The sequence below is a fragment of the Tabrizicola sp. genome (genome assembly GCF_051645465.1).
In the GTDB taxonomy this organism is placed as follows: domain Bacteria; phylum Pseudomonadota; class Alphaproteobacteria; order Rhodobacterales; family Rhodobacteraceae; genus Tabrizicola.
In genome coordinates, this window is record NZ_JBOFBI010000186.1 from 64,404 (window position 1) to 79,138 (window position 14,735).

17 protein-coding genes and 1 tRNA gene are annotated in these 14,735 nt (G+C 64.7%); 5 read left to right on the plus strand and 13 right to left on the minus strand.

What is annotated here, in order from left to right; translation table 11 throughout:
* The first annotated feature begins 75 nt into the window (after nucleotides 1-75).
* Nucleotides 76-1,776 (plus strand): adenine deaminase, encoded by a 1,701-nt coding sequence (gene ade / locus ACRCSW_RS12280; RefSeq protein ID WP_438705459.1) that lies wholly within the window; start codon nucleotides 76-78, stop codon nucleotides 1,774-1,776.
* A 340-nt stretch (nucleotides 1,777-2,116) separates the two neighbouring features.
* Here ade and ACRCSW_RS12285 read toward each other — a convergent pair whose 3' ends face one another.
* The 5 genes from ACRCSW_RS12285 to ACRCSW_RS12305 form a co-directional block, all read right to left on the minus strand.
* Nucleotides 2,117-2,764, minus strand: a complete 648-nt coding sequence (locus ACRCSW_RS12285) for an imm11 family protein (RefSeq protein WP_438705461.1) — start codon at nucleotides 2,762-2,764, stop codon at nucleotides 2,117-2,119.
* Between the two features lie 157 nt (nucleotides 2,765-2,921).
* A complete protein-coding gene (locus ACRCSW_RS12290; protein WP_438705463.1) occupies nucleotides 2,922-3,287 on the minus strand; it encodes a type II toxin-antitoxin system VapC family toxin in 366 nt (121 codons plus the stop codon).
* Nucleotides 3,284-3,526, minus strand: coding sequence for a type II toxin-antitoxin system Phd/YefM family antitoxin (locus ACRCSW_RS12295; RefSeq protein ID WP_438705465.1), 243 nt, complete (start codon nucleotides 3,524-3,526; stop codon nucleotides 3,284-3,286). The genes ACRCSW_RS12290 and ACRCSW_RS12295 overlap by 4 nt, the downstream gene beginning before the upstream one ends.
* A 43-nt stretch (nucleotides 3,527-3,569) precedes the next feature.
* On the minus strand, nucleotides 3,570-3,962 hold the full coding sequence (locus ACRCSW_RS12300; protein WP_438705490.1) for a low molecular weight phosphatase family protein: 393 nt from the start codon (nucleotides 3,960-3,962) through the stop codon (nucleotides 3,570-3,572).
* A gap of 62 nt (nucleotides 3,963-4,024) precedes the next feature.
* Nucleotides 4,025-4,501: a UPF0262 family protein gene (locus ACRCSW_RS12305; protein ID WP_438705467.1), complete on the minus strand. Its 477-nt coding sequence runs from the start codon at nucleotides 4,499-4,501 to the stop codon at nucleotides 4,025-4,027.
* Between the two features lie 148 nt (nucleotides 4,502-4,649).
* Here ACRCSW_RS12305 and ACRCSW_RS12310 point away from each other — a divergent pair, with 148 nt between their 5' ends.
* Both ACRCSW_RS12310 and ACRCSW_RS12315 read left to right on the plus strand, forming a co-directional pair.
* A complete protein-coding gene (locus tag ACRCSW_RS12310; RefSeq protein WP_438705469.1) occupies nucleotides 4,650-5,039 on the plus strand; it encodes an ester cyclase in 390 nt (129 codons plus the stop codon).
* A 46-nt stretch (nucleotides 5,040-5,085) separates the two neighbouring features.
* Nucleotides 5,086-5,580: an MAPEG family protein gene (locus tag ACRCSW_RS12315; RefSeq protein WP_438705471.1), complete on the plus strand. Its 495-nt coding sequence runs from the start codon at nucleotides 5,086-5,088 to the stop codon at nucleotides 5,578-5,580.
* Between the two features lie 50 nt (nucleotides 5,581-5,630).
* Here the strand turns inward: ACRCSW_RS12315 and ACRCSW_RS12320 are convergent, their stop codons facing one another.
* Both ACRCSW_RS12320 and hisD read right to left on the minus strand, forming a co-directional pair.
* Nucleotides 5,631-6,332, minus strand: coding sequence for a DUF4272 domain-containing protein (locus ACRCSW_RS12320; protein WP_438705473.1), 702 nt, complete (start codon nucleotides 6,330-6,332; stop codon nucleotides 5,631-5,633).
* A 13-nt stretch (nucleotides 6,333-6,345) separates the two neighbouring features.
* Nucleotides 6,346-7,647 (minus strand): histidinol dehydrogenase, encoded by a 1,302-nt coding sequence (gene hisD / locus ACRCSW_RS12325; protein WP_438705475.1) that lies wholly within the window; start codon nucleotides 7,645-7,647, stop codon nucleotides 6,346-6,348.
* A 173-nt stretch (nucleotides 7,648-7,820) separates the two neighbouring features.
* Between hisD and ACRCSW_RS12330 the strand changes: the two genes are divergently transcribed.
* The gene (locus ACRCSW_RS12330) at nucleotides 7,821-8,612 is read left to right on the plus strand and encodes a GNAT family N-acetyltransferase (RefSeq protein ID WP_438705477.1); all 792 of its coding nucleotides are present in this window, start codon (nucleotides 7,821-7,823) and stop codon (nucleotides 8,610-8,612) included.
* A gap of 69 nt (nucleotides 8,613-8,681) precedes the next feature.
* On the opposite strand, the gene ACRCSW_RS12335 is transcribed toward ACRCSW_RS12330, so the two are convergent.
* From ACRCSW_RS12335 to ACRCSW_RS12345, 3 genes are read right to left on the minus strand one after another with little or no spacing between them, the layout of a single operon-like run.
* Nucleotides 8,682-9,155: a DUF2948 family protein gene (locus tag ACRCSW_RS12335; protein ID WP_438705479.1), complete on the minus strand. Its 474-nt coding sequence runs from the start codon at nucleotides 9,153-9,155 to the stop codon at nucleotides 8,682-8,684.
* Complete coding sequence (gene murA, locus ACRCSW_RS12340; protein WP_438705480.1) at nucleotides 9,152-10,420, minus strand: UDP-N-acetylglucosamine 1-carboxyvinyltransferase; 1,269 nt, start codon at nucleotides 10,418-10,420, stop codon at nucleotides 9,152-9,154. The genes ACRCSW_RS12335 and murA overlap by 4 nt, the downstream gene beginning before the upstream one ends.
* A gap of 5 nt (nucleotides 10,421-10,425) precedes the next feature.
* Nucleotides 10,426-10,599 (minus strand): hypothetical protein, encoded by a 174-nt coding sequence (locus tag ACRCSW_RS12345; RefSeq protein WP_438705482.1) that lies wholly within the window; start codon nucleotides 10,597-10,599, stop codon nucleotides 10,426-10,428.
* A 112-nt stretch (nucleotides 10,600-10,711) separates the two neighbouring features.
* Here ACRCSW_RS12345 and ACRCSW_RS12350 point away from each other — a divergent pair.
* Nucleotides 10,712-10,786: transfer RNA gene (locus ACRCSW_RS12350), tRNA-Thr, on the plus strand.
* Between the two features lie 60 nt (nucleotides 10,787-10,846).
* Here ACRCSW_RS12350 and ACRCSW_RS12355 read toward each other — a convergent pair.
* The 3 genes from ACRCSW_RS12355 to ACRCSW_RS12365 all read right to left on the minus strand — a co-directional run bounded on the left by ACRCSW_RS12355 (nucleotide 10,847) and on the right by ACRCSW_RS12365 (nucleotide 14,094).
* On the minus strand, nucleotides 10,847-11,992 hold the full coding sequence (locus ACRCSW_RS12355; protein WP_438705484.1) for a glycosyltransferase family 4 protein: 1,146 nt from the start codon (nucleotides 11,990-11,992) through the stop codon (nucleotides 10,847-10,849).
* Nucleotides 11,993-12,032: 40 nt separating this feature from the next.
* Nucleotides 12,033-13,166 carry a DegT/DnrJ/EryC1/StrS family aminotransferase gene (locus ACRCSW_RS12360; RefSeq protein WP_438705486.1) on the minus strand — a complete coding sequence of 378 codons (1,134 nt, stop codon included), beginning with the start codon at nucleotides 13,164-13,166 and terminating at the stop codon, nucleotides 12,033-12,035.
* 214 nt (nucleotides 13,167-13,380) lie between these two features.
* Entirely contained in the window at nucleotides 13,381-14,094 is a 714-nt protein-coding gene (locus ACRCSW_RS12365; RefSeq protein ID WP_438705487.1) for a sugar transferase, read from the minus strand.
* Nucleotides 14,095-14,735: the final 641 nt, after the last annotated feature.

Consider the following 14,735-nt stretch of genomic DNA (forward strand, 5'->3'; position numbering starts at 1 on the left):
CCAACAACTGTTTCAGGCGGAAGGCTATGGACCTCCTGCCGTGCATAGGTTTCCCTCTTCCGAAAGGAGAACGCCATGCCCAAAGCGCCGCTTGCCGACAGAATTGACCAGGGCCGCGGGCTCGTGCCCGCCGATCTTGTGCTAAGGGGCGGCCGGGTTTTCGACCTGATCACCGGAGAGCTGGTCGAGACCGATGTGGCGATCTGCGGCGATACGATCGTGGGCGTCTTCGGCAGCTACTCGGGGCAGCGGGAACTCGATGTCTCGGGCCGTGTGTTGGTGCCGGGCTTCATCGACACGCATCTGCATGTGGAGTCTTCGCTCGTCACCCCGCATGAGTTTGACCGCTGCGTGACCCCGCGTGGCGTGACGACCGCCATCTGCGACCCGCATGAGATTGCCAATGTCTGCGGGGTGACGGGGATCCACTACTTCCTTGAAAGTGCCGCGCAACTGGTGATGGACCTCCGCGTCCAGCTTTCGTCCTGCGTGCCATCGACCCATATGGAGACGACCGGGGCGCGGCTCGCTGCAGCCGATCTCGTGCCCTTCATGGACCATCCGAAGGTGATCGGGCTTGCCGAGTTCATGAACTATCCGGGCGTCCTGATGAAAGACCCCGGCTGTCTGCAGAAGCTTCAGGCGTTCCAGGCGCGCCACATCGACGGCCATGCGCCGCTGCTGCGGGGGAACGACCTCAACGGCTATATCTCGGCGGGCATCCGGACCGAGCATGAGGCCACCACCTATGACGAGGGGCTGGAGAAGCTGCGCAAGGGGATGCGGATCCTGATCCGCGAGGGGTCGGTGTCGAAGGACCTGCACGCGCTTGCGGGGCTTCTGACCGAGAGGTTCTCGCCCTACCTCTGTCTTTGTACCGATGACCGGAACCCCTTGGACATCGCGGAGCACGGGCATCTGGACCACATGATCCGGACCGCGATTTCTCTTGGGGCTCCGCCCCTAGCCGTCTATCGCGCGGCGTCGCTGTCGGCGGCCGAGGCGTTCGGGCTGAAAGACCGCGGCCTGATCGCGCCGGGGAAGCGGGCGGATATCGTCGTGATCGACAGCCTGGAGGGCTGCCATGCCTCGCTGGTCCTGGCCGGCGGCGTGGTCGCGGGGCCGGAGGCCTTTGCGGCGCGGGGGGTGACCGAGCCGGTGGCACGCCGCTCGGTCAAGGCGCCTCCCGCTATGGCGCAGCACTTCCGGACCGGGGGCAACCGGGTGGAGACGCCGGTGATCGGCATCCTGCCGGGGAAGATCATCACCGAGCACCTGACCTTCGACATCGCGCCCGAGGATGGGGACAAGCGGCCGGATCTGACCCGCGACCTGGTGAAGATCGCGGTGATCGAGAGGCACGGGGTCAACGGGAACCGGGCGACGGGGTTCGTGAAGGGCTTCGGCCTCAAGCGCGGGGCGATCGGGTCGACGGTCTGTCACGACCACCACAACATCGCGGTGGTGGGGGTGGACTATGAGGACATGGCGCTGGCGGCGAACCGGCTGGCGGAGATCGAGGGCGGGTTCGTTGTGGTCGAGGGGGGGCGGGTGCTGGCGGAGCTTTCGCTGCCGGTGGCGGGGCGGATGAGTTTGCTTTCGTTTGAAGAGGTGCGGGAGAAGCTGGTCGCTCTCAGGGGGGCCGCAAGGGGGCTCGGCGTGGTGCTGGAGGAGCCTTTCCTGCAGCTCGCCTTCCTGGCCTTGCCGGTGATCCCGCACCTGAAGATCACCGATATGGGGATGGTCGATGTGGACCGGTTCGAGGTGATGCCCTGAGGTGTCCCACGGTGGGACAAATCTGGCCTCGTTGATTTCAAAGGATTTTCTGTCCGAAAAAGTAAGGTTTGGGTAAGGTTTGCCCCGTATGTCCGTGGCAGTCCCACTACCTCTGACCTAGGCAAGCATGCGGAGGCCTTCCGCGAGGCCGCAAGGTCGACCGAGGCTGAACGTTCGGGCCGGATCGACGCATGGGTGGTGTTGCCGGACCATGTGCATTGCCAGTCGACAGGGCCCTAGGGGGATGAGGCGTATTTGGCACGGTGGAAAGAGATCAAGACTTGGTTCACCAAATCCGTTGGCCGTATCGGCCCACGGTTGGCACCTACCCCGCAGCTCGCTACTTGAGTTGGTTTTTCTTTTGCCACTCGAGGACCGGCCCGATGTTCTCTTCAGGAATCCACGTGTCATCGGCCTCGAGCTGCTCTGTCATGTCGAAATATTTGATACGCGCTTCCTTCATCGCCCGTACTGCCTCGTTCGACATGATCAGTTGCGGCGCGGCCAGATAGTCGGTGATCCAGAAATGGCGACCCGCAATCTGCGGGCGGCTGAAAGTCAGCACCTTCGTGCCGCGTTCGCAATGCATGAGGGGCGTGCCGTTGAATTTTTTGGCCCACTTGACCTTCTCTGGCTTCATGTACTTCACCAGGATCTCATCGAACTTCTCACAGGCATTGAAGATGAACCACTCGCCCTCGATCGGTTCGTCGTTCTTGCGCCGAAGTTTCAGCGGAAAGAACTGATGCTTGCCGGGCTCCAGCCGCTCGACAATTTCCTTGAACCGGGCGCCGACGCCATTCAGCCCCGGCAGTGTGAAGATGTTGCACATTGCAGGTTTGTCAGTCTGGCGCGCAGAAGTCGGCATTCGTGCCGGATCAATCCATACTCCCGCACTGAAGCCAAATGGTGGTTTGGTTTTCGGCTCATCATCGAACTCGAAATGCGGCTGCATTCCGGAGTAGCGGAGCGATGTGACATAGGGCATGGCGTTCTTCCTTTCCGGCTTTAGCTGGGGTCCGGAGTCGGCCGTGGACGGGGTGCCTTGTTAAGATGCGCCCGCTTCAGCCGCACCGGGAATTTCCTCCCTTGATCTGTTCGCGATGCTTGCCGTTCGCAGGAGACACCGATGCGCTGCGTCATAATCATCCCAGCTTGACATCATAGGCCGCGAACTGCCGGTCTGCGCTCAGGATCGGCAGGTTTTCGATCCGGGCCTGCGCGATCAGCAGCCGGTCGAACGGGTCGGCGTGGTGCGGCGGGAGGCGTCCGGCTTCGGCGGCGTGTTCCCACGTGATCGCAAGAGGCGCGAACCCGGCGCGGCCGGCGACATCCACAATGTCGCCGTCGATCCAGAGCTTGCCAAGCGCCCGTTTGATTTCGATCTCCCAGACCGACGCGGCACTGAGGAAACGAATCTCTGCACGTTCCAGCAAACTACGCGCGCGGTGTGTAAGGCGCGGGTCGTCTGCCAGCGCCCAGAGCAGGATATGCGTATCGAGGAGGATCATTCAGGGTCGGTGGATGCACCAAACGCGGCGACAAATCCCTCGGGGAGTGTATCGAAGTCGGGATCGATCCGGATGCGGCCCTTCAGCGCGCCGAACAGCGGCAGGGACTGCGCCCGTGGCGCCCCGGTCAGTTGTGCGACGGGTTTGCCGTGACGTGTGAGGACGATGTTCTCGCCGTTTTCCGCACGGCGGATCAAGTCCGCGAACCGGGCCTTGGCGTCAGCAATTGCGATTTTCATGGGATTACCTCTGACCATAATATAGGTCATATTTGAAATCTGGTCAAGCTGTCGGCGGGCCGAACCTTGCCAGCATCCGGTCCCTGATCTGGTCCCTTGCCTGGCGGTAGGCGGCGAGTTTGGCGTCTCGGCTTTCGCCGAGGCCGGTGGGGTCGAGGATCGGCCAGTATTCGATCTGGAGATGGTGGAAGCGGGTCAGCTCGAGCGCCATGCGCTGGCTGGCGGGGCTTAGGGCGACGATGAGGTCGAACTGGGAGAGGTCGTCGCCCCAGTCCTGCATCTCCTCAAAACTGCGGGAGCGGTGGCGGGAGAGTTCGATCCCGATCTCCTTGCAGACGGCGATGGAGAAGCCGTCGATCTCCATGTCATTCCTGACCCCGGCGGACTGCACATAGGCGCGCTGGCCGTAGAGTTTCTTCATCAGGCCCTCGGCCATGGGCGAGCGGACGGCGTTGTGGTCGCAGCAGAAGAGCACGGATTGGGGGAAGTCGGCCAAGGTCAGCCCCAGTGCAGGACGCAGATCAGGGTGAAGAGGCGGCGGGCGGTGTCGGTGTCGACCTGGGCCTTGCCGTCGAGGCGGTCCTGCAGGATGGAGGCGCCCTCGTTGTGGATGCCACGGCGGGCCATGTCGATGGCTTCGATCTGGGAGGGCGGCAGGCGTTTCACGGCGTCGAAGTAGCTTTCGCAGATCTGGAAGTAGTCTTTCACCACCTGCTTGAAGGGGCCAAGCGAAAGGTGGAACTCGGCCGCCTTCTCGCCGTCTTCGGTGGCGATGTCGAAGACGAGGCGGCCCTCGCGGATCGCGAGACGCAGGCGGTACGGGCCCAAGGGGTGTTCGCGGTCGGGGCGGGGGGGAAGGGCGAAGCTGTTCTCTTCCAGGAGGTCGAAGATCGCGACGCGGCGTTCCTGTTCGATCTCGGGCGTGGGGCGGACCAGCCCGCGCTCGTCGATCTCGATGTGGCAGAGGCGGTTCATGGGCGGGGTCCTGGCGAGCTTTGGTCGTCATGCCCGAGCCGGGCGGGTCGCGCAAGAGTGGCGGCATGGGGGCCGCGGGTTTTCGTTGACAGCGCTGGCGTGCGGGGCCGACCATCGGGGCTTGCGGCTTTCGGGCAGGGGGTGGGGCATGGCGATATCGGGCGAGGCGGCGGCGCGGCTGGCGCGGGACTATACGTCGGCCTGGAATACGGGCGTGCCGGGGAGTGTCGCGGCGTTCTTCGCCGAGGGCGGGGGCATCGTGATCAACCGTGGCAGCCCTTGGGAGGGTCGTGCGGGCGTGGCGGCGATGGCGGCGGGGTTCTATGCCGACGTGCCGGACCTGGCGCTGGTTTGCGACGGGGTGCGGGTGGCAGGGGACCACATGGTCTATCTCTGGACCTTCACCGGGACGCATTCCGGGACTGGCCGCAAGCTGAGCATTTCCGGCTGGGAGGAGTGGGATCTGGGGCCGGATCTGAAGGTGCAGGCGTCTCGCGGGTGGTTCGATGCGGCGGAGTGGGCGCGGCAGACGGGGTGAGGGGCGCTCTGCAGGGACGGCGGATGTGGGGCGGAGACGGGGCGGGATGACCAGACGGACAAGCATCGCTGTCGGGATGGCAGGGGGTGTGGGGTGGACGGTCGCCCTTCTGGGCCTGGCCACTGCGCTGCCGAGCGGGGTTCCTGCGGCCGAAGCGTTGGTCTACGCGTTCTTTCCGGCTGGTCTTGTCCTGATAGCGCTTGTCGGGCGGCTGGCCGCCTTGCGCTTTTTCGATGACGCGTTGATCGACGGGCAGCCTTTTGCGCCCGGAAGTCCTGCGGCGCGGTTGCAGGCGATCCTTCAGAACACGGTCGAACAGGCGCTGATTGCCGTGCTCGTCTGGCCTTTCGTGGCCTTTGCGTTGGGTCAGGGCGGTAGCAACGTCGTCCTGGCGCTTGGCCTGGGGTTCGGCGTCACCCGCTTGGCCTTCTGGTATGGATACTCGGTCAGCCCACCCTTGCGCGCCTTCGGCTTTGCGGGCGGCTTCTATCCCACGGTTCTGGCGGCGGTCTGGGCTGTCATCAGCCTGATCGTCTTCTGATCGCGGTCACGCCGTGTCAAATGCAGGCCGCAAGGAGCGGCGCGTCCGTATCATGTATCGGTCGAGATATCGTCCCAGGCCTGTCCCAAATAGCCGATCAGCCAGTTGAGCGCATAATGGCGTTCAAAAACGACGCCGGGATCAAGCGCCGCCGGAGGCGCTGTGCCGTCCAGCCTGGCCTGCACCACCGCCCAGTTCAGGCGGTAGATCAGGTCCGCCGCATCCAGAAGCTCGGCTTGCGGGCGCAAGCGGGCCTTGGCACGAAGACCATCGGGTCCGAGGTCGCGCAGGGTGTCGGCAAGGAGCGGGACATCGGTGATCTGGTCGGGGCGACCAAGGTCGGGATAGATCCCGAGGGCCCAGAGCATCACATGCACGCCTTCGTACCGCCACGAGAACTGCAGGCGCGTATGTTCGTCCGGGGCGGGATCGTCCATGAAGGCCTGCTCGTCGGGGGTGAAGTACCCTTCCGCAGCGAACTGCCCGATCAGCGCCTGGCCAAGCGCATGATCTCCGGTCTCGCCCTTCACCGCAACGATGGCCAGCGCGATGGTGCGGTGGATCACGTCCTCGTCGCTGCGCCGCAGGCTGGTCGCCTCGGTCTCGATTACCGGCAGGTGCGTTATGTAGGGCACGCCCTCGGCCTCCAGAACGGCAATCGAGCGGGCCTTTCTCGCCTCGGCTTCGTCGGCCTGCGCCGCGCCTGTGAGCGCCAGGAAAAGTGCTGCGACAAATGAAAGGAGTTTGTGCATCTGTAGTCCTTTCCTAGCGGTTCAACCGATCGAGCCTTGCCCTGACTGAAAGGCCGTGGGCCTGGAGACTCTCGCTTTTGGCGAGGCGCTCGGCAGCGGGGCCGATGGCTTTCAGGGCCTCGGGTGTCATTTTCGCCAGCGTCGTGCGCTTCATGAAATCGAGGACTGAAAGGCCCGACGAGAAGCGGGCCGAGCGGGCGGTGGGCAGAACGTGGTTCGGGCCGCCGACGTAGTCGCCGATGGCTTCGGGCGTGTAGGCGCCGAGGAAGATGGCCCCTGCGTGGGTGATCTTGGTGCTGAGCGCCTCGGGGTCGGCCACGCACAGCTCGAGATGCTCGGGGGCGATGCGGTTGGAGAGCGTTGCGGCTTCGTGAAGGTCGCGGGTTGTGATGACCGCGCCGTTCTGGGCCCAGGCGGCCCCGGCGATGGCGCGGCGGTCCAGGGTTTCGAGGCGTTGGGTGACCGCTTGGGCAACGGCCTTACCGAACGCGGCATCGGGAGTGATCAGGATCGACTGGGTGCTTTCGTCGTGTTCGGCCTGGCTCAGGAGGTCGAGCGCGATCCAGTCGGGGTCGTTGTCGGCATCGGCGATGACCAGGATTTCCGAGGGGCCCGCGATCATGTCGATGCCCACACGGCCGAAGACCCGGCGCTTGGCGGCGGCGACATAAGCGTTGCCGGGGCCGGTGATCTTGTCGACCGGCTGGATGGTCTGGGTTCCATAGGCCAGGGCCGCAATAGCCTGGGCGCCGCCGATCCGGTAGATCACGTCCACACCGGCGATTTCGGCGGCGAGGAGGACGAGGGGGTTCACTACGCCCCCCGGTGTCGGGCAGGCGATGACGAGGCGTTCAACGCCCGCGACCTTGGCGGGGATGGCGTTCATCAGGACGGACGAGGGGTACGAGGCCAACCCGCCGGGAACGTAGAGGCCGGCCGCCGAAACCGGCGTCCAGCGCCAGCCGAGCATGGCGCCGGTGGGGTCGGTCCAGCTTTCGTCCTGCGGTTTCTGACGGGCGTGGTAGGCGCGGATGCGGTCGGCGGCAAGCTCAAGCGCAGCGCGGTCCTCAGGGCTGACCTTGGCGATCTCGGCGACGATCTCGGCTTTGGAGAAGGCGAGCGTTTCGGGTGTAAGCTCGAAACGGTCGAAGCGGGCGGTCAGTTCGATCACTGCCTGATCGCCGCGCGCGCGGACATCGGCGATGATGCCGGCCACGGCCTGGTCGACATCCTCGGCCTCTTCGCGCTTTTGCCCAAGGAGAGCGGTGAAGGCGACCTCGAAGCCGGGGTCGGAGGTGTTGAGGAAAACGGGCATCGGAGCCTCCGGGCCTTGGGTCGGGTTCAGATAGCGCGGGGTGGCGGGGGGCTCAAGCGCTAAGCCGGGCAGCTTGAGGGTAAGGCCCCCTTTCGGCATACTCCGGGTCACTCTGCGCGCAGTTCCGGCATTCGCGCCGGGCAGAGCGGGACGATTTGAGAAGGAGACATTTCATGGCTGGCTATTTCGGCACCGAAGCTCAGCGGCGCCTGCAGGCGCAGGCGGAAGAGAACACCCCCTACATCGCGGCGACGCCCGGTGCATGCCAGACTGGGCGTACCATGGGATGCGACGATCCCGACCGGCTTGGCTGGGACGTCATCGAGGGCTTTCTGCAGCGCGACAGCATCCTTGGCTTCCGGCTGATCCCGGCAGCGAAGGCGCAAGGGCTGGCGTCCCGGCTTGCCGATATTGGCTATCGGTTCGACACCTGGGATGTGTTCCTCGCCGACTGCGCGACCGGGCTTGCGGCCTGTGACGCCATCCTGGCGGGCGGGTTGCCGGAGGGTCTGGCCGACGCGAACATGCCGGCCGATCCCGAGGGCGAGGAGATAAGCAAGCTGCAGCAGCTGATGGGCGGGGCCGGCATTGTGCCGTTTTCAGGGTCGATGCTGACAGGGGCCTGCGGGCCTGCGACAACCGTCTCGATCAGGGACGGGGGCAGCGTTGTCGCGGCGGCGCATGGCTACATGCCGCACAACCCGTTCAGCCCGTTCCACCGCCATGCCTGGGGCGGACTCGTGACCGTCGCCGAAGCGCAGCGCGGCAACGGGATTGGCAGCTACATCAATGCCCGCGTGGTCGCGAGCGCCTTCCGCAATCTGGGGGCGACGCATGTGTATGAGCTTGTCTCGGCGACGAACGCGCCGTCGCGGCGGATGGTGGAAGCCTGCGGCCTGCGCCGGGAGGCGGGTCTGGTCTGCGGGATCGCGATTCCGGTAGAGGGTGCGCGCTTCACGCGTTAAGTGGCGCGGGAAGCTACAAAAGTTTTCGAAAACTTTTGCAAATTCCTTCGAAGGAATTTGGGCAGCGCCTCAGTCGTGCGTCGGAACCTTGCCCGAAGGCGCGCGGTAGGGGCGGGTCACGTCATCCAGTCGAACTTCCAGGGCCTCGACGTCCAGCGCCACGGCGCCGTCGCCGGCAAGCGTAAGGGTCAGCCGCCCGGTGCCATCCGGACCTGCTGCGAAGTCGAGCGACAGGAGCGAGAGCACGAGGTCGTTGTCGGTCCGGTCAAAGCCGTAGCTTTGCACTTTCAGCACGTCCTCGACCACCAGCACCGAACGGACCCTTTCGTAGGCGCGGCCCACGGCCTCGGCTTCGCTGCGGTCCTCCCAGCGGAAACGGTTCAGCAGCAGCGCGAAGCGGCGGCGTTTGGCATCGTGCTTCATCTCGGTGACCGGCAGAACGGCGTCCTGCACAAGGGTCGAGATGACCCGCAGATCGTCGGCGTCCTGTGCTACGAGGCGCAGGGGGCCTTCGCCCCCGTCCTCGAACCTTGCGTCGCTCATCCCTGGATGCGCTCGATATGCGCCCCACACGCGCGGAGCTTTTCCTCTACCCGTTCGTAGCCGCGGTCGAGGTGGTAGACGCGGGAGACCACGGTTTCGCCTTCGGCGGCAAGACCAGCGAGGATAAGGGATACCGAGGCGCGGAGGTCTGTCGCCATCACTGGCGCGCCGCGCAGCTTTTCAACGCCCGTCACAGTGGCGTGGCCGCCGTGGACGTCGATCTTCGCGCCCATCCGCATCAGTTCGGGGGCATGCATGAAGCGGTTCTCGAAGATCTTCTCTTCCAGAACCGAGGTGCCTTCCGCGGTGCAGAGAAGCGCCATCATCTGGGCCTGCAGGTCGGTCGGGAAGCCGGGGAAAGGCTCAGTCGTGACGTTCACCGCCTGCACCCGGCCGTTCTTGCGGGAAACCTTGAGGCCACGGTTGGTCTGGGTGACGCTGACGCCCGCCGCATCCAGCTTTTCGGCGAAGGAGCCTACAAGGTCGAGCGTGCCGCCGATGCATTCGATCTCGCCGCCGCAGATCGCGGGGACAAGCATGTAGGTCCCAAGCTCGATCCGGTCGGTGACGACCTGATGGGTCGCGCCGCCCAGGCGGTCGGTGCCTTCGATGGTGATGGTGCCGGTGCCCTCCCCGTCGATCTTGGCGCCCATCTTCTTCAGGCAGCGGGCAAGGTCGACAATCTCGGGTTCCCGCGCGGCGTTCTTGAGGACGGTGGTCCCCTTTGCCAGCGTCGCCGCCATCAGCGCGTTTTCGGTGGCACCGACCGACACGAAGGGGAAGTCGACGACCGCACCCTTCAGGCGGCCGCCGGGGGCCTTGGCGTGGACATAGCCGTCACGCAGTTCAAGCTCCGCCCCCATCGCCTCCAGCGCCTTCAGGTGCAGGTCGACGGGCCGCGCGCCGATGGCGCAGCCGCCAGGCAGCGAGACGACCGCATGGCCGTAGCGCGCGAGCATGGGCCCGAGGACCAGGATCGAGGCGCGCATCTTGCGGACGATGTCGTAGTCGGCCTTGTGATTGGTGATCGAATGGCTGGAAAGCGCGAGGACAAGGCCGTCCTGCAGGCTGGCCACTTCCGCGCCGAGCGACTGCAGAAGCTGCGTCATGGTGCGGATGTCGGAAAGCCGGGGCGCGTTGGTCAGCGTCAGGGGTTCATCGCTCAGGAGCGTTGCGGGCATGAGCGTGAGGCAGGCGTTCTTTGCGCCCGCGATCGGGATTGCCCCGGACAAAGCCCCGTTGCCGCGTACCAGAATCGAATCCATCTGCCCTAGTCCTTGTCCTTGGTTTCCCCGCGCGCATCTTCGGCGCTGCGGGCTTTTGCCTGTGCCTTCCGGCGCGCCATATTGGCCTTCAAGGCCGCCTTCAGCCGGTCTTCGCGGGTGGGCGGGCTTGCAGGTTTACGGGCCGTTTCGCGTTTCGGCGGGTCCGACGGGCTGCGCATGGGCTAGGCTTCTACCCTAAGGACGGGGGTGGGTCCAGATAGGGGGAACCATGCCCGCCAAAACCCCTTGCGGAGTGTTTCGAATGCGTCTATCTCCCCCGCCACCAACGGCGCTGCAGTAGCTCAGTGGTAGAGCACTCCCTTGGTAAGGGAGAGGTCGAGAGTTCAATCCTCTCTTGCAGCACCATTTTTCCCACAACACTCAAGCGTTTGTTTGCGTGCGATCTGGCGGGTCGACTGCCCCGGCTTAAGCTTGTGCCTGGTCCAAAGGCGCATGGGCCAGCATGCGTGCGGCGACGGTGTCCCAAGTGTAGTCGGCGGTGATGCGGATGCCTTCGGCGGCCATGCGGCTTGCGGCTTCGGGGTCGTGGAGCACCTGCCAGAGCGCCTGGGCCAACGCGGGCGGGTCCGAGGGCGGAACCCGGAAGCCGTTCTTGCCGTCGTGGACCACGTCGCCGATCTCGCCCACCCTTGTCGCGACTACGGGGAGGCCGAAGTGACCGGCTTCGACGAAGACGTTGCCGAAGGGTTCGTGGCGCGAGGGGACCGAGAGGCACGAGGCGGCCAGGTAAAGGCGCGCGAGTTCGGGCAGGGAGACGCGGCCGAGCACGTCGCAGCCGGGGACGCCCTGAGCCTCGGGCGGGGTGCAGCCGACTATTGTCAGGGTGGCATCGGGGAGGCGCGTCTGTAAGGCCTTGAAGGCGGCGAGGAGGTCTGGGCCGCCCTTACGCTCCCACTCGATACCGGCGAAGAGGATGTTCCGGCGTTCGTAGCGCGCGGGGCTCAGGTCGGGGGGGGCATCCGGCATGACGTTCGCCCCGGTACCGGCGCAGGTGGCGCGACCCTCGGGCAGGCCGTAGCGGTCGACCAGAACCTGTCGGACGCGAGAGCCGAAAGTGAAGACATGCGCCGCATCGCGGTAAATCGCGGCCTCCAGGGCCAGCCAGGCGGGGCTCGGATCGCCGAGGCCCTCGTCCCAGTCCGAGCTTTCGCGCGCCAGTGAAGCGTGGTCGGTGTAGATCAGGTTCGGAACCAGACCGTTCGCCGCATTGAAGAGCGACTGGGTCTGAACGGTGAAGAGATAGCCACCGACGGTGGATTTCTCACGGATGAGGCGCCGGGTGGCGTGATAGTAGGCGCGGCTTCGCAGAACCCGGAACCGCAGGAGGTTGCGGTTGCGCAGGGTTCCGGGGCCGTATTCGGCCAAAGCACGCAGAATGCAGGTCTGGAAGGCCAGGCTGCGCGGCGGGAGGAGCGTATCGACGTCAAGATCGTCGAATACGATGTCGGGGCGCTGCCGCCTGAGGGCGGCGAGCAGGCTTTGGTTGACATGCGAGAACCTGGCCCGCCGGACGAAGAGCGCCCTGCCCCGCACCTGCCCTTCCGTCGCCATCCCGAAGCACGTCTCCTTCGCCGCCCGATGGCAGCTCCCGCTAGCGCGTCACCTGGGCAATCGCATCGATCACCCGCGTCTGGTCGTCGTCGTCAAGGTCGCCGTACATCGGCAGGCAGAGCACCCGTTCGGCTGCAAGTTCGGCGACGGGGAAGCGTTCGGGGGCTTCTTGCGCGGGGTCGCGGAAGGCCCCCAGATGCGGGATGAGCGGGTAGAAGTAGCGCCGGGCGACGATCCCCTTCTGCCGCAGATGGTCGTAAAGCTCGTCCCGTGACAGCGGGTAGTCGGGTTCGACGAAGACGGGATAGGCATAGTTGTTGTGGTCGGGGTCACCCGCCGGACAGATCGGACGGATGCCCTTGACCATCGCCAGACCGCTGGCGTAGCGCTGCCCGACCCGGTCGCGCGCGGCAACCTCAGCCTTCAGATGGCGGAGCTGCACGAGGCCAAGGGCGGCGTGAAACTCGCTCATCTTGGCGTTTATGCCGACGACATCGGCTGTGGTTTCGTCAGAAATACCGTGGTTGCAAAGGATGTCGATCCTTCGCTTTGTCTCGGCATCCCGGCAGACGATCGCGCCGCCTTCGGCCGAATGAAAGACCTTGGTCGCGTGGAAGCTGAGGACGGACATCAGGCCGGACCGCAAGATGCTTTGGCCGCCGCGCCGCACCCCGAAGGCATGGGCCGCATCATAGATCACCGGAATGCCGTGGCGCGCGCCGACCTCTTCAAGCGCTGCCAGGTTGCCCGGCAGGCCGTAGCAGTGGACGCCCAGGATCGCGTTCGTCCGGGACGTGATGCGCCGTTCGACGTCGGCCGGATCGAGCGCCAGGGTGAAGGGATCGATATCGGCAAAGACCGGCTTCGCCCCCACCAATCGAATCGCGTTTGCGGTGGCCACGAACGAGAAGGGCGTCGTGATCACTTCCGTCGCGCCGATCTCCATCAGGGCGACCATCAAGCCCAGGGTTGCATTTGCCACCACCGAGACGTGTTCGACACCCAGATAGGTGGCGATCTCGCGCTCGAACTCCTGCAGCAGGGGGCCGCGATTTGTAAGGATTTTCCGCGACCAGATCGTGGCCAGCAGCTCTTCGTACTCCTCAACCGAGGGCAGAGTCGGCCGGGCGACGAAAAGCTGTTTCAGAGGTGGCTCAGGCTGGTATCTGGTCATCGGATAATCTCCGGCCCTGCCAGGCGAATCCCGTCTTCAAAGCTGGTTTCGCTGACATGAGCATCCTACGTATTCGAAGGTTTGAAACAACACACTTGTGGGCCACAGCCTCTTGCGGGTCAGGGCGAGTATCACCGCTGGCGCACGCGCCGATACTGCGGGGGAAGTGACAACTGTTGCTTGGCGCTGCAGCTTTCATGGCAAAGAGTTGGTCCTAAAGGCCGGTCGGGCGAACCAGCATGACGTTCACGGTCCGAAAGAGAATGCGGAGGTCCCCGAGAAGGGATTTCTGGCGGATGTAGTCCAGATCGATCCGGCAGCGTTCCTGGAAGTCTTTCGGCTTGTCCCGCATGGTCTGCCACGATCCGGTGATCCCGGGCCGAACTGATAGACGAAGCCGCTGCCAGGGTTCCAGATCCATCGGGTTGGCCGAGTTTGCCCGCGGCCCGACGATGGCCATCTCGCCCCGAAGGACGTTCCAGAACTGCGGCAGTTCGTCCAGATAGGTCTGCCGGAGGAAGCGCCCCGGACGCGTCACGCGGGGGTCGCGTTCAAGCTTGAAGCCCGCGCCCTTATCGGCGCTTTGCGCCAGCAGAGCCACCTTGATCTGATCGGCGTTCGGCACCATCGACCGCACCTTCAGCATCTGGAACGGTTTGCCGTCCCGGCCGTAGCGGGTCTGCCGAAAGAAGACCGGGGATCGGGGGTCGTCGAGCTTGACGATCAAGGCGATGAAGATCAATACAAGCACTACGGAGGGTGCGGCAAACAGAACGAAAGCAAGATCGAAGGCCCGATAGCGCCAGGCACCCTTCAGGGTAGAGCCGGCGGCCGCCTGTACAATCGAAAGCTTGGGCTGGATGTCATTGCTTGCGTCCGTGTCCGGACCGGCGGGTTTTTCAAATGTAGAACCGGCATCCAGAAGCATTGAACCGAACCTTGGAACCGTCTGATTGCCCCCCGGCTGGCCTGCACCGTTTACGGAAAGGTGCGGCCCGCGGGCCGAAGACATACCTTTCCAATTTCGATCCAAAGACCGAAGGGGTATCTGACTTAGATTGTCGAAAACATCGTGTTCTGGGGCCAGACGAATATGCGCCTGACACATTCAAGATTATGGCCGCTCCACGCCAGAAGTCCACAACTTCGTCCAACTTTTGCCGCAGATTCAACTAGCCGTTGTGTCTCTTGCCGTGCCAGTCCCCAACTGCGCAAGTAGCGTGCAAGCGGGTTCGGCGCTGCCCGCTTTTTCGCTGCCATCAGAAGCGGCGGGATAGGCGGAGGGGTCTCTTCACGTGCCATTTGCCCGGGTTTTGCACATGTGCGGGTCCGTTGAAGCAGTTCCGCCGTCCAGGCCCGATTCGCCGGTTTACTCGGGGGGTGCGGCAGCCGTAACCTCGGGCGCCGACGGGCGTGCAAGGGCTCTATAGCTTAGATGTATCCAGTTGTTCATGTGATCGACACGCTCAGCGTTGGAGGCGCCCAGAGGTTATTGACCATCCTGGCCACTGCCGCCGAGACGGCCTGCCCGGTCGTCCTGGACCTGCGCGGCCATTCCTCGGCCATGGC

What these genes read in the sequence shown, in the direction of transcription:
- ACRCSW_RS12285 (WP_438705461.1), bottom strand. Translation starts at nt 2,764, where the DNA reads ATGCCCTATGTCACATCGCTCCGCTACTCCGGAATGCAGCCGCATTTC.
- ACRCSW_RS12335 (WP_438705479.1), bottom strand. Translation starts at nt 9,155, where the DNA reads ATGAGCGACGCAAGGTTCGAGGACGGGGGCGAAGGCCCCCTGCGCCTC.
- ACRCSW_RS12330 (WP_438705477.1), top strand. Translation starts at nt 7,821, where the DNA reads ATGGCTGGCTATTTCGGCACCGAAGCTCAGCGGCGCCTGCAGGCGCAG.
- ACRCSW_RS12290 (WP_438705463.1), bottom strand. Translation starts at nt 3,287, where the DNA reads ATGATCCTCCTCGATACGCATATCCTGCTCTGGGCGCTGGCAGACGAC.
- ACRCSW_RS12310 (WP_438705469.1), top strand. Translation starts at nt 4,650, where the DNA reads ATGGCGATATCGGGCGAGGCGGCGGCGCGGCTGGCGCGGGACTATACG.
- hisD (WP_438705475.1), bottom strand. Translation starts at nt 7,647, where the DNA reads ATGCCCGTTTTCCTCAACACCTCCGACCCCGGCTTCGAGGTCGCCTTC.
- ACRCSW_RS12320 (WP_438705473.1), bottom strand. Translation starts at nt 6,332, where the DNA reads ATGCACAAACTCCTTTCATTTGTCGCAGCACTTTTCCTGGCGCTCACA.
- ACRCSW_RS12305 (WP_438705467.1), bottom strand. Translation starts at nt 4,501, where the DNA reads ATGAACCGCCTCTGCCACATCGAGATCGACGAGCGCGGGCTGGTCCGC.
- ACRCSW_RS12360 (WP_438705486.1), bottom strand. Translation starts at nt 13,166, where the DNA reads ATGACCAGATACCAGCCTGAGCCACCTCTGAAACAGCTTTTCGTCGCC.
- ACRCSW_RS12355 (WP_438705484.1), bottom strand. Translation starts at nt 11,992, where the DNA reads ATGGCGACGGAAGGGCAGGTGCGGGGCAGGGCGCTCTTCGTCCGGCGG.
- ACRCSW_RS12300 (WP_438705490.1), bottom strand. Translation starts at nt 3,962, where the DNA reads ATGGCCGAGGGCCTGATGAAGAAACTCTACGGCCAGCGCGCCTATGTG.
- ACRCSW_RS12295 (WP_438705465.1), bottom strand. Translation starts at nt 3,526, where the DNA reads ATGAAAATCGCAATTGCTGACGCCAAGGCCCGGTTCGCGGACTTGATC.
- ACRCSW_RS12345 (WP_438705482.1), bottom strand. Translation starts at nt 10,599, where the DNA reads ATGCGCAGCCCGTCGGACCCGCCGAAACGCGAAACGGCCCGTAAACCT.
- ade (WP_438705459.1), top strand. Translation starts at nt 76, where the DNA reads ATGCCCAAAGCGCCGCTTGCCGACAGAATTGACCAGGGCCGCGGGCTC.
- murA (WP_438705480.1), bottom strand. Translation starts at nt 10,420, where the DNA reads ATGGATTCGATTCTGGTACGCGGCAACGGGGCTTTGTCCGGGGCAATC.
- ACRCSW_RS12365 (WP_438705487.1), bottom strand. Translation starts at nt 14,094, where the DNA reads ATGCTTCTGGATGCCGGTTCTACATTTGAAAAACCCGCCGGTCCGGAC.
- ACRCSW_RS12315 (WP_438705471.1), top strand. Translation starts at nt 5,086, where the DNA reads ATGACCAGACGGACAAGCATCGCTGTCGGGATGGCAGGGGGTGTGGGG.